Source organism: Kribbella sp. NBC_00709, assembly GCF_036226565.1.
Taxonomy (GTDB): Bacteria; Actinomycetota; Actinomycetes; order Propionibacteriales; family Kribbellaceae; genus Kribbella.
Window position 1 is genome coordinate 7,250,808 of the sequence record NZ_CP108996.1, and the last position, 11,695, is coordinate 7,262,502.

The following is an 11,695-nucleotide window of genomic DNA, read 5'->3' on the forward strand; positions in this document are numbered from 1 at the left end:
CGCTCCTACTGGAAGTTCGCGGTCAGAACCTGGTCCGCGCTGACGGCAAAGGTGTACGACGGCGCTGTCGACACCACGGTCCCATCAACGGTCCAACTCTGGAAAACGCTATCCGATGATGGCGTCGCCGTCACGGTCACCTGCGCGCCGATCTCGTACTTCCCCGGCTCGGACTCGTTCCCGGCGATCTTCACCGTGCCCTTCCCGTTGGCCTGAACGGTGACGCTGCGCTGCACGACGTTGATCACCATCACGTTGTGCAACGTCGCCGGACCGCTGAGCGTGGCGCCGTTGTAGCGGGCGAGGTTCGTGACCTCGACGTCCCCGCCGACCACCTGCACGGTGTGCCCGTCGGTCCCGAGGTTGTCGGTGCCGAGGTTGAACGCGTCGACCTGCCCGGAGTTGACCACCAGCCCGTCGTGGAAGCCGTAGGCGAACACGTCCAGCAGCGTCAGCCCGCGAGCGCCGTCGACCGTGACGATCTTGGCCGTCTTGCGCATGTACTTGTCGATGACGAGGGTGAAGATGTCGCCCTCGTTCATCCAGTACGGCTCCTGGTACCCGACCCGGGTGACCGCGTTCCCGTTCGAGAGCACGCCTTCGACCCGGCCGCCGTGGCCCGCTCCGATCGAGATCGCGTGGTCGAAGAACGCGCCGGCGATCTTGCGGACGACGACGTTGTCGCCGCTGAGGTCGATCCCGTCCCAGGCGTTCGGGAAGCCGGCGTTGATCACGTAGTTCCCGCCGGCGTGACCACGGATCGCGTACGGGTAGGGCACGACGCCGTCGGTCTTGCCGGGGTTGTTCTCCGGGTAGAACACCCGCAGCCCGCGGACGCCGGCGTTCTTCCCGGAGAGCGTCAAGAGAGCGGTTGCTCCCGCTCCGGCGCCGCGTCCTTCGAAGGCCTGCAGGACGGTCCCGCCGCTCGCACCGCCTTGATCCCGGTTCGGTACGGCGGACGCGCCGCGCAGCTCGACCTTCGCCGGGACGCTCAGGTGCGTCGAGATCCGGTACCAGCCGGCGGGCAGGTAGACGATGCCGCCACCCTCGTGGCCGGCGCGGTCGAGGACCTTCTGCACGGATCGGGTCGCGTCCGCCGCCGGGAGGTACCCGACTCCGTGCGGAGCGTCGACGACGTACAGCTTCTGGACCGGCTTGGGGAGCGCTCTCTGGGTGTAGCTCGGCGCCGTGCCGGACATCTGGTGCACGATCCCGGAGACCGCACCGGTGACCTCGGTCCCGGTGATCTTCACGTAGCCCTGCGAGTTGTTGGTGATCCCTCCGTCGACGTGCCCGCCGGCCAGCGTCAGGCCCCACCGGTCGTCCATCACGTCGACGAGCAGGCCGGTGCCCGTCCGGCGTACGTCGGGCTCGAGGAAGCTGCCGGTGAACTGCGCCCGCTGACCTGCGACGACATGAATACCGACGGCGTAGTCGGAGAGCGCGATCCGGTAGAACTGATCCCACTCGAGGTCGCCGAGGACGAGACCGGTGCCGTGTGCGCGGGTCCAGGTGTCCAGGGCCAGCCGCGACGGCGGCTTGAAGGCCTTGGGTGCCGACGACCAGTAAGAGTTGCTGAAGGCAACGTTCTCCCAGGTGCCGACGTCGGCGCCGTTGTAGGCCCGGGCGCCCTCGAACAGCGCCGTACCGGTCACGTTGCGGATCGTGGTGGACTCGTGCACCTGGCCGGAGCTCGGCGCGTTGCCGTGGTCGTTCGGCATCGTGCTGACGCCGATACCGCGGTACGAGTTCAGCATCGTGACGTCGGAGACCGTCGACATCATGTAGTTCTCGTTGCCGATCCAGGCACCGCCGGGGATCTCGAACGTGTAGTTGTACGGGACCGGATCAGTCGCGTTCTGGTTCGGATAGTACGTCGTGACGCCGAGAACGCCGGCGCTCCCGCCGATCCGGAACAGACTCGGCCCGTCGTCCCCGGACGGCAGATCGGCGATGATCACCGTTCCCGTTCCCAGCTTCTGGCCGTGATCGCCGCGGAGACTGCAGAACGCGTGCACCTCGATCGTGTCGGTGACCTTGTACTGACCGGCCGGCAGCCAGACCGTGCCGCCGCCCGCGTCCTGGCAGGCGTAGATCGCTTGCTGGATCGCCTTGGTGGAGTCCCGCCGACCGGTGCGGTCAGCGCCGTACTGCGTCGCGTCGAAATCGGCGACGACGCCGTCGTCGGTCGGACTGCTGGTCTGCACGAGCTTCGGCTTCGGCGTGACGACAGGCGTGAGCCGGAGCTGGAGCTCCTTGACGATGAACGAGTCGGCGCCGGTCATCGCGACGCGCACGTAGCGGACACTCGTGGTCGCGAACCGGGTCCGGCTGATCTGATTGCCGCCCGGCGATCCGGTGCGGCCGACGGCGGTGAACTTCTTGCCGTCGTTCGAGACTTGCACGGTGTAGTCGGGGGAGTAGGCCTCGGCCCATTCGACGCGTACGTCGTTGACCGGTCGCGGCTTGCCCAGATCGATTTGCAGCCACGAGTCGGCGCCGCCGCTCCAGGCAGTGTTGTCATCGCGGTCGTTGACGTTGGTTGCGTCGGCTCCGTTGCTGGCTGTCGCTGTGCCGGCCGGCCCGAAGTTGGTGTCCACGACCGACGCGGTGAACGCGTCGAGCTTCGCCTGCAGCGTCGTGAGCGCAGCCTTGACCTGTACGTCGGTGACGCCCGGAGTGGATGCGATCGCCTGAGCGTCGTCGATCGCGTCCTGCAAGGTGGCCCGGCTGCCGACCGGGTACTGGCCGTCGCGGGTACCTTCGCGCGCCGCCTTCTCGGTGCGGGCAGCCTGGCCGATGAGGTCCACGAGCCCTTCGGTGACGTCGAGGGTGGTCGCGACCTTGGCGACGCGGACCGCAGCCACCTTCAGGTCGACGGACCCGTCGCCGTTGTGGATGCGGAAGTCGCCGCCGTTCGAGCGGTTCGTCATCACCGCGTCGGGCAGCGCGAACGTGTACGTCTTCCAGGTCTTGGTGTCGCCGTACCGGATGACCTCGGAGTTCTTGAACTTCTCCGGGATCGTGTCGCCGGGGGAGTCGTAGTGGAGACCGAACTGCCCGTTGCCCTGGTCGAAGTAGTCGATGCTGACCAGCACCAGGCTGTGGTTGTCGTACAGGTAGGTGTCGGCGACGTTCATGTAGAAGAAGCTCGTCCCCGGCGACGGCGCGGTGCGGTCGGTCTGCCAGTACGGGCGGCCGTCCTGTACACCGGTGATCAGGTGCGACGCGTCGTCGCCGGCGCGCGGGCTGATGCCGTTCTGCACCGGCGTCGCGCCGAGCAGGACCGAGGCGCCCGCAGTACTGATCCGCAGGCTCGCGATCGTGATGTCGGCGGTCCCGAACACCCGTACGTCGGCATCGCCCAGCCGGTTCGTGAACGCGATGCCGGACAGCGAGAAGACCCCGGTCTTCCACACGCCGGTGTTGGTCAGCTGGATGTCGGTCGCGTCCTGCTGCGGCTCGGCCTTGGCGTCGTACTGCAGGTCGAGCGTGCCGGAGCCGCTGTCGAGATAGGTCACCGTCACCAGGACGTCGTCGGTGCCGATCTCGTCAACGTAGTCGTGGTCGACGTCGAACTCGAGGTAGCCGGTCCCGGCCGCCTGGTTCGTCTGCCAGTACGCACGGCCTTGCTCGGTGCCGGTGCGCAGCCCGGCCGGATCGTCGCCGGCGGCGGGCTGCACGCCGAGAGTGGTCGGGGTCGGCCCCAGATCGGCACCGACCCCGCTGGGATACATGGTCGCGGCGTGCGCCGCGGGTACGGCGAGCACTCCGGTGAGAAGCACGGCGGGAAGCAACCGCGCGAGCAAGCGTCTGGACATGCTGGAACCCCCAGATGGCGGACTGGAAGGACAGGCGAGAGCAGCTGCGCGGATAAGTTAAACCAAGCGTGTTACTTATTCAAGAGCCGACGCCCGACGGAGTGACCGCCCCTGGATCCGTGGAATGCTGCGGCGTCTCGGAGCCCTCGTCGGACTTCGTCAGCCAGAGACCGGTGAACACGGCGGTGACCAAGGTGATGGCGCCGGCAGCGAGGAAGGCACTGTTGAGGCCGGTCCCGAAGGATGCGCCGCCGGATTGGCGGGTGCGGACGATGGCCCCGAGTAGTGCCACGCCGAGTACCGCGCCGATCTGCCGGGTGGTGCTGCTGATGCCTGATGCCAGACCGCCTTCCTGCGGGCTGACCGACTGGATGGCGGCTCCCGTCAGCGGGGACATGGTCAGCGCGAAGCCGATGCCGATGACTGCCAGCCGCCACCACACATTCGCGTAGCCGGTGCCGGCGTGCACCATGCCGAGCGCCAGCAGTCCCAGGCCGGCCAGGGTGAGGCCGGTGGTCACCACGATCCGGAAGCCGTACCGGGCGGCGAGCCGGCCCGCGTACGGGCTGACGATCACCATGGCGAGCGAGGTCGGCAGGGTCTGCAGGCCGGCGCGCAGGATCGAGCTGCCCTGGACGTAGACGAAGAACTGGGAGAAGAAGAACGACGAACCCATGAGCGCGAACCCCACCACGACCATTGCCGTGTTGGACACGGTGAACAGCCGCTGCCGGAACAGCCGCAGCGGCAGCATCGGAGCCGAACGCCGCGCTTCGACGGCGACGAAGGCGGCGAGCAGGATCACCGCGACGGTGAAGCTGCCGAGGATCACCGGCGACGTCCAGCCGCGGGCACCGCCCTCGATGAGCCCGTAGGTCAACGTCCCCACCCCAAGAACGGACAACGCCGTCCCCGGGACGTCGATGGCGGGGGCACTCGGGTTGCGGGCCTCTTGAAGACTGCGCAGACCGATCAGCAGAAGGACCACGCCGATGGGCAGATTGACCAGGAAGATGGCAGGCCACCCGAAGGCATCTGTCAGTACGCCGCCGGCCACCGGGCCCGCGGCCAGACCGATCCCGCTGAATCCGGCCCACAGTCCGATCGCCTTGATCCGCTCTTGCGGCACGGGATACGCGGCGGCGAGCAGGGCCAGCGAGGCAGGGCTCAGCGCCGCGGCCCCGACGCCTTGCAGCACCCGGCCGGTGACCAGCCAGCCGAGCGAGGGCGCAAGGCTGCACATGACCGACGCGGCGGTGAACACCGCAACGCCGGTCAGATACACCCGTTTGCGGCCGAACCGGTCGGCGAAGACACCGCCGGACAGCAGCAGCATGGCGACCAGCAGTACGTACGCATCGACGATCCATTGCAGACCGGTCAGCTGGGTGTTCAGTCGCTGCTGCATGTCGGGTAGCGCTGCTCCGACAATCGTGTTGTCGAGCAGGACCATGAATTGGCCCAGGCAGGTCACCGTGAGCAGCACGGCCCGGTTCGCTCGGCTGCCTACCGATGCATCCACGGGGGATTCCTCTCGATCGTTCGTTGCTTTAACGCAGCCAGGAACTGCGTTAAAGCAACGGTAGAGAGGTCTGCGCGCAAACGCAAGTCGTGACTGCGTTAAGCTGGAGGCATGGATGAGCGACAGCGAGCCCGGCGGCCCGGCGGGCGCAGCGCCCGCGTCGGCGCGGAGGTGCACCAGGCCGTCACCGACCTGATCAGCGAGCGCGGCTACGGCAACTTCACCGTCGGCGACATCGCAGCTCGGGCGGGGGTAGCCGACAGCAGCATCTACCGCCGGTGGGGCAGCCTGGAAACCCTGCTCGCCGACGTGGCGCTCACCCGTCTCGACGCACAGTCGCCGATGCCCGACACCGGGAGCCTGGCCGGCGACCTGCACACCTACGCGGCCAACGTGGCCCGCGAGATCACCGGACCCGACGGTCTGGCGTTGCTACGCCTGGCCGTCGCCCTGTCCAGCACCGGTCCCCAAGGCCTGCAGGCGCGTGACGACCTCATCGCCGAACGCGGCCGGCAGTTGCAGTCGATGCTCGATCGCGCCGTCGAGCGCGGCGAGCAGGCGCCCGACGCGCTCGACGTCCTGGACCACGTCATGTCCCCGATGTACATCCGCGTCTTGTTCGGTCTGGGCCCGCTCACCCCGGACTACATAGACGGACTGGTCGACCGATTGCTGTGACCTCACCCCGTAGCCCGTTGGGAGGCGTCGCCGGATCGCGCTCCTAGGAACAGTGCAGGGATGGCGGCGATCACGGTGAACCCGATGGCCCAGGCGAGGCTGTGGGCGTACGCCGTCGACACAGTCCCGCTCTTGAGTTGACTCTGCAGAACGACCGCCAGGGTCGCCGCCCCGAAGGCACCGCCGAGTTGCTGCATGATCCGCGTCGTACTGCTCGCATGCGGGATCTGCACCGGCTCCAGATCGCGGAACGCGCCAACCATCACCGCGAGGTTCACCGAGCTCAGCCCGGCGCCGCGGATGACCAGGGCGACCCCGAGCACCCAGTACGACGTACCGGCGAAGGCGAACGGGATGGTGCCGATCGTTGTCAGCACGATGCCGGCGAGGACGACCAGGCGCGGGCCGATCCGGTCAGTCAGGCCGCCGGCCGTTCTGGCGATGAGGCTGCCGATGCCTTGCGGGACGAGCAGCAGACCGACCGCGGTGACGGTCTCGCCGCGAGCCTGTTGGTAGAAGAGCGGGAGGAGCAGCATCGCGCCGTACAGTCCGAAGCCGGTGAGGAACATGAGCGCGGTCGACGCGGTGAAGGACTTCGTACGGAAGAGGCCGAGGTCGATGAGCGGTTCGTTGGTACGCCGGAGCACGAAGGCGACGAGCAGGATCGCGCCGAGGATCAGCGGCAGCAGGACGCTGATGTGGGCGAAGCCGCCGCGGTCGCCGACCTGGCTGAGGCCGTAGATGATGCCGGCGAGGGCGGGGGAGACGAGCAGCAGGCCAGGTACGTCGAGCGTCGCCGCGGTGGGCTCGGGGTCCGGCTTCAGGGTGCGTGCCGCGAAGGCGATCGCGGCGATGCAGATCGGGGCGTTGACGTAGAAGATCCAGCGCCAGTCGAGGTGACCGACGAGGACGCCGCCGATCACCGGGCCGAGGATCGGGCCGATCACCACGGGCAGGGTCACGACGGCCATCAGCCGGCCGATCCGCTCCCGGCCGGCGGCGCGCAGCAGGATGGTCTGCAGGATCGGCAGCATCAGACCGCCGCCGATGCCCTGGATCACGCGGAACGCGATCAGCGAGCCGATGTTCCAGGCGACGCCGCAGAGCATCGAGCCGATCAGGAACAGCGCGAGCGCGATGATCCACATGCGCTTGGCGCCGAAGCGGTTCGCCGACCAGCCGGTGATCGGGACCGCCATCGCGAGCGCCAGCAGGTACGCCGTACTGACCCACTGGACCGTGGACACCGAGGTGTGCAGCTCGACGCCGAGGGTGTGGATCGCGACGGTGACGATCGTGCTGTCGAGCAGCGGCGCGAGCGCGCCGAGGACAAGGACCGCGGCGAGCTTGAGCAACCCGCGGTCGAGAGTTGTAGTGGTGGTTGTAGTCATCCGGGAGGTCTCCTTAGAGACGTTGCGTCTCTTACCGGAAACAGAGTAGGCTCGGATCGTTAAGAGACGCAAGGTCTCTTTTTGAGGAGCTGGTTGCGTGGAGCGTCGGAGGGGTGCGGAGCTCGAGGCCGTCCTGCTGGACGCGGCCTGGGACGAGCTGATGGAGACCGGGTACGCACGGCTGACGATGGAGGCCGTCGCTGCCCGAGCGCACACCGGCAAGCAGGTGCTGTACCGGCGGTGGCGCAATCGGGCCGAGCTGGTGGTCGCGGCGATGCGGCACCGGACCGGTTCGATCGTGGGGAATGTGCCGCACACCGGGAGCCTGCGCGACGACGTACTCGCGGTGCTGCAGCGGATGGCGGATCGGTTCGCGACGCTCGGGCCCGACGTCGTCCACGGCTTGCTGGCCGAGGCGCCGGATCTGGATCCGGAGGTCCACACGCGGATGACGGCCGTGATGTCGACGATCATGAAGCAGGCGGCGGAGCGCGGTGAGATCCCGACGGCGGACGTGCCCGATCGGGTGCTCACCGCTCCCACCAACCTGCTGCGTCACGAGATGCTGTTCGCCCGCGAGCCGCTGCCGGCTTCAGCGCTCACGTCCCTCGTCGACGACGTGTTCCTGCCATTGGTCAGCGGAAGGCCTGAAGGTTCCGCGTGACCCAGTCGGCGAAGGTGCGTGGCGCCCGCCCGAGGACGGCCTGGATGTCGGGGCTGACCTGTTGCTCGTCGGCCGTCGGTGCGCCGAGCACGTCGAGGGTCGCTTCGACCACGGGTTCCGGCATGAACCTGATCATGCCGGTGCGAGCCTCGTCTCGGCTGAGTTCGGCGAACTGCACCGGTTGACCCAGGGCGTTGCCGATCACCTGCGCCTGCTCGCGGGGCGAGATCGCGACCGGGCCGGTGAGCGTGTAGATCGCCCCGGTGTGGCTCACGCCCGCCTGGCCCGAGTCGGTGAGTGCGGCGGCCGCGACCTCGGCGATGTCAGCGGGGTCAACGGCCGGCAGCGGGACGTCCGCGAACGGCGCGGCCATGATGCGCTGCGTTCGAATCGAATCGGCCCACTGGAATGCGTTGCTGGCGAAGTTGCCGGGGCGGAGGATCGTCCAGTCGAGACCAGACCCGGTCACGGCGTCCTCATGGACCGACGGGTGACGCTTCGAGCCGACTCCTTGCGACGACAGCAGTACGACGCGCGGGACGCCGGCTTCTCGCAGTACCTCGACGACGGGCTCGAGGTTGCCGCCGGCGAGGAAGTCGGCGGACGTGAGCAGGAAGACGGCCTTCGCGCCGTCGAGTGCGGGCTTGAGGGTCTCGGGTTTGGTCAGGTCGGCTTGATGCCCGTCGCCGCGACGGGAGACGGGTACGACGTCTTCGCCGGCGGCGATCAGGGTCTGGACGAGTGGGCGGCCTACGTTGCCGGTTGCACCGGTGATCACGATCATGGTGAGGACGCTACTTGTCGTGGGATAGTAGGTACCTAGAGGAAAGTATTGGGCGAGAGGTGACTTTGTGAGCGAGACCACAGCAGCTGTTGATCCCGTGCAGGCCTGTCCGATCGCGCCCGTGGTGGACCTGGTCTTCAGCCGCTGGACGACCCCGATCCTGTGGGCGTTGAACGAGTACGGCCGCCAGCGCTTCGTCGAGCTCGAACGCCGCATCGGCGTCATCACCCCGAAGGTCCTCACCCAACGCCTCCGCCAGCTGGAACGCGACGGCCTGGTCATCCGCGAGTACCACGCCGAAGTCCCACCCCGCGTCGAGTACGAAATCAGCCCCCTCGGCCGCAGCCTCGCCCCCCTCTTCCACGCCCTCGCCGAATGGTCCCCCAACCTCACCGAGGTCGAAGCCGCGCGCCACCACTACGACTCCACCGAACCACCCCACCGCCGCCCCTAACCGCCCATCCCACCCACCCACCCCACCCCGCGCCAGCCCAGCCCGCGCCGCCCCAGCCCAGCCCGCCCCAGCCCGCGCCTCCCCAGCCCAGCCCGCGCCCCACTCAGTCCCACGAGGTGGGTTCACCCACCGGGTGGTGGGTTACCACCCCTGCGCACCGCTGGGAAACCCACCACGAGGTGGGTGAACCCATCGCGTGGGGCGGGAGCGAGGGTGCGAGCGAGGGTGGGGCGGGAGCGAGGGCGGGAGCGAGCGAGGGTGGGGAGGGGTCAGGCGACGGCGACGAGTTCGCGGGTGTGGAGGTGGTTGAGGAGGGTGAAGAAGTGGGGGAGGGCGTCGGGGAGGCGGAGGTGGCCGGCGGCGTGGTGGTGCCAGCCGAACTCGAGTTCGCCGTCGATGGTGTGCTCTTCCAGCGGTACGGCGTACCGGCTGAGGGTGACGCGGGTGGGGCCGGTTTGGGGGTGGTGGTCGCCGCAGCCGCACTCGGTGGGGATGGTGATCGTGGTCAGCGCGTCGGGGGCGTAGCTGCGCAGGCGGAGCGTCGTACCGCGGGCAGTGAACCGGGCGATCGTTGCATCAGGCAACTGTACGAGCAGCTCGACCGGTACGGCGTATGAGCCGGGGAGGAGCCGGAGACCACGAGACGCGAGCAGGTCGGCGAGAGCCGGGAGATTCATGCGAAGTTCCTGTGAGTGCTGTGTCGGCGGGCGGGCCACGGAAAGGGGCAGGGCCTCGTGCGCCGGACTCGGCGCGCGTCAGCGACGACAGCAACAACACAGCATCTGCATGCGGAAGATCATGGCAGCACCACAGGTCCACCGGCAAACACCGTCCGCAATCTGGGACGACGGTCCGTGATGTGTCAGTCGGCCTTCTTGCCGAACATGATCTCGTCCCAGCTGGGGACGCTGGCGCGCTTGCCCCGGCGGGCTGCCTTCTTCTTCGGCTCCGCCGGAGTCTCTTCCGTGGACGCCTCCGCTGCCGCAGGCTGCGGCGCCTCGGTGACCGGGTCGGGCTCGATGTGCGGCGCCGGCCCGGGTGTGGAGCTGGGGGCGGGCTCCGGGCGGCGGGCTTCAGCCGACCGCGACGGCTCGGCGGTCGGCTCGGCACGGCGAGGCTCCGCCGCGCGAGGCTCCGCGGTGCGGGCCTCGGCGGTGCGCTCTTCTGCAGGGCGCGCCTGACGGGACTCCGCAGGTGTCTCGTCCGGAGCTGCAGGGGAGGCGAAGGCGGGCGGGTCAGCAGGACGCTCGACGGCGCGGACCGCAGGGCGAGGCGCCGGCGGCTGATCGACAGGTACGTCGATCAGGGTCGGCTCTTCATCCGGGTTCGGCACCGAGTGCACGCGACGCGGACCGCGCTCCGGTTCACGGGCACCGCCGCGCCCGGGCTCGCGCGGGAGATCCCGTGCAACCTCACGCGGGTAGTCACGCGCATCCCGGCTTGGCTCCCGCGTCTCACGCACATCGCGGCTGAGCTCGCGTGACTCACGCACGAAGTCGCGGGTTTGATGTCCCGTGTCCTCGCGGGCGGCTGGGTGGTTCCGGCGGCGCAGGCCGACGGTGTCCTCGAAGCCGGCCTCGTAGCTGTCGGCTCCGTGGTCCGGCGCGAGCAGCGGGTCGATGTCGGCAACGGCAGCCAGCCGCCGCTCACCAGGCTGCGGCTGCGCCGGCGTCGCCAGCACCTGCGCCTGCTCGCCGACCAGCCAGCGCGCTTCGTCGTCGTCCGGTACGGCGTACCGCCCGGGGGCGTCGTACGCGAACATGGCGATCTTCTCGTCCTTCTTCTCCGCCTCGTCCTCGGACTCGACGAAGTACGAGACGCGAACCGCCCAGCGGCCGTCCTCGCGCCGCCACGCGTCCCACTCGGCCGATGCCGGGTCGACGTGGCGGGTGCGCAGCCGGTCGGTCACCCAGGCGCCGAGGTTGCGGGTCGGGGCGTCGCCGCCGCCACGACGGCGGACGGATGCGCGCTGCGCGAGGCTGGCGATGTGGTCCCGCTCGGCCAGAACTGGGCCGGCGAACGCCATTACGCGCTCCATCGGCATCTGGGCGATGGCGGCGACCGCCTCGGGACTTTCGCCGGCGCGGATACGAGCCTGGATGTCTCGTGGGCGCAGCGCGCTCTCCATTTGAATCTCCAGCTGGCCGAGTCGGGCACGGTCTCCGCGGAGGGCCGCACGCAACCGGTCGTCGACCGGTACGGCGAACTCCTCACCCGTCTCTGCCAGCGCCAGGATGAGTTGTGTTCCATCCTGGCTCAGACCGACGAGCCTCGCCTCGCGCATTGACCTTGTTCTCCTGTGCGGTTCTAGACAGTCTCTCCCGGACGCTGGGCCTGACCAAGACCGGCGCGCCGTGCCGCCCGGTCATTGTGGAGGTTAC

At 68.9% G+C, this 11,695-nt stretch carries 9 protein-coding genes; 3 read left to right on the top strand and 6 right to left on the bottom strand.

All coding sequences use genetic code 11. The annotated features are described in order from the left end of the window. Window positions 1-5: 5 nt before the first annotated feature. Window positions 6-3,821: a discoidin domain-containing protein gene (locus OHA18_RS35390; RefSeq protein ID WP_328999719.1), complete on the bottom strand. Its 3,816-nt coding sequence runs from the start codon at window positions 3,819-3,821 to the stop codon at window positions 6-8. 79 nt (window positions 3,822-3,900) lie between these two features. Next, the gene (locus OHA18_RS35395; protein ID WP_328999720.1) at window positions 3,901-5,343 is read right to left on the bottom strand and encodes a DHA2 family efflux MFS transporter permease subunit; all 1,443 of its coding nucleotides are present in this window, start codon (window positions 5,341-5,343) and stop codon (window positions 3,901-3,903) included. A gap of 111 nt (window positions 5,344-5,454) precedes the next feature. Here OHA18_RS35395 and OHA18_RS35400 point away from each other — a divergent pair, with 111 nt between their 5' ends. After that, a complete protein-coding gene (locus OHA18_RS35400) occupies window positions 5,455-6,021 on the top strand; it encodes a TetR/AcrR family transcriptional regulator (RefSeq protein ID WP_328999721.1) in 567 nt (188 codons plus the stop codon). Window positions 6,022-6,023: 2 nt separating this feature from the next. On the opposite strand, the gene OHA18_RS35405 is transcribed toward OHA18_RS35400, so the two are convergent. After that, a complete protein-coding gene (locus OHA18_RS35405) occupies window positions 6,024-7,412 on the bottom strand; it encodes an MDR family MFS transporter (protein ID WP_328999722.1) in 1,389 nt (462 codons plus the stop codon). Between the two features lie 97 nt (window positions 7,413-7,509). Here OHA18_RS35405 and OHA18_RS35410 point away from each other — a divergent pair, with 97 nt between their 5' ends. After that, window positions 7,510-8,076 (top strand): TetR/AcrR family transcriptional regulator, encoded by a 567-nt coding sequence (locus tag OHA18_RS35410; RefSeq protein ID WP_328999723.1) that lies wholly within the window; start codon window positions 7,510-7,512, stop codon window positions 8,074-8,076. Here OHA18_RS35410 and OHA18_RS35415 read toward each other — a convergent pair. Further along, window positions 8,048-8,860, bottom strand: a complete 813-nt coding sequence (locus OHA18_RS35415) for an NAD(P)H-binding protein (protein ID WP_328999724.1) — start codon at window positions 8,858-8,860, stop codon at window positions 8,048-8,050. The genes OHA18_RS35410 and OHA18_RS35415 overlap by 29 nt on opposite strands. Window positions 8,861-8,927: 67 nt before the next feature. Between OHA18_RS35415 and OHA18_RS35420 the strand changes: the two genes are divergently transcribed. After that, a complete protein-coding gene (locus OHA18_RS35420; protein ID WP_328999725.1) occupies window positions 8,928-9,314 on the top strand; it encodes a winged helix-turn-helix transcriptional regulator in 387 nt (128 codons plus the stop codon). Between the two features lie 269 nt (window positions 9,315-9,583). On the opposite strand, the gene OHA18_RS35425 is transcribed toward OHA18_RS35420, so the two are convergent. Next, on the bottom strand, window positions 9,584-9,991 hold the full coding sequence (locus OHA18_RS35425) for a hypothetical protein (protein WP_328999726.1): 408 nt from the start codon (window positions 9,989-9,991) through the stop codon (window positions 9,584-9,586). Between the two features lie 185 nt (window positions 9,992-10,176). After that, window positions 10,177-11,598 (bottom strand): septation protein SepH, encoded by a 1,422-nt coding sequence (gene sepH, locus OHA18_RS35430; protein WP_328999727.1) that lies wholly within the window; start codon window positions 11,596-11,598, stop codon window positions 10,177-10,179. Window positions 11,599-11,695 lie beyond the last annotated feature (97 nt).

Excerpts from the sequence above, each read along its gene's own strand:
- OHA18_RS35415 (WP_328999724.1), bottom strand. The coding sequence starts at position 8,860 with ATGATCGTGATCACCGGTGCAACCGGCAACGTAGGCCGCCCACTCGTC.
- OHA18_RS35405 (WP_328999722.1), bottom strand. The coding sequence starts at position 7,412 with ATGACTACAACCACCACTACAACTCTCGACCGCGGGTTGCTCAAGCTC.
- OHA18_RS35390 (WP_328999719.1), bottom strand. The coding sequence starts at position 3,821 with ATGTCCAGACGCTTGCTCGCGCGGTTGCTTCCCGCCGTGCTTCTCACC.
- sepH (WP_328999727.1), bottom strand. The coding sequence starts at position 11,598 with ATGCGCGAGGCGAGGCTCGTCGGTCTGAGCCAGGATGGAACACAACTC.
- OHA18_RS35400 (WP_328999721.1), top strand. The coding sequence starts at position 5,455 with ATGGATGAGCGACAGCGAGCCCGGCGGCCCGGCGGGCGCAGCGCCCGC.
- OHA18_RS35425 (WP_328999726.1), bottom strand. The coding sequence starts at position 9,991 with ATGAATCTCCCGGCTCTCGCCGACCTGCTCGCGTCTCGTGGTCTCCGG.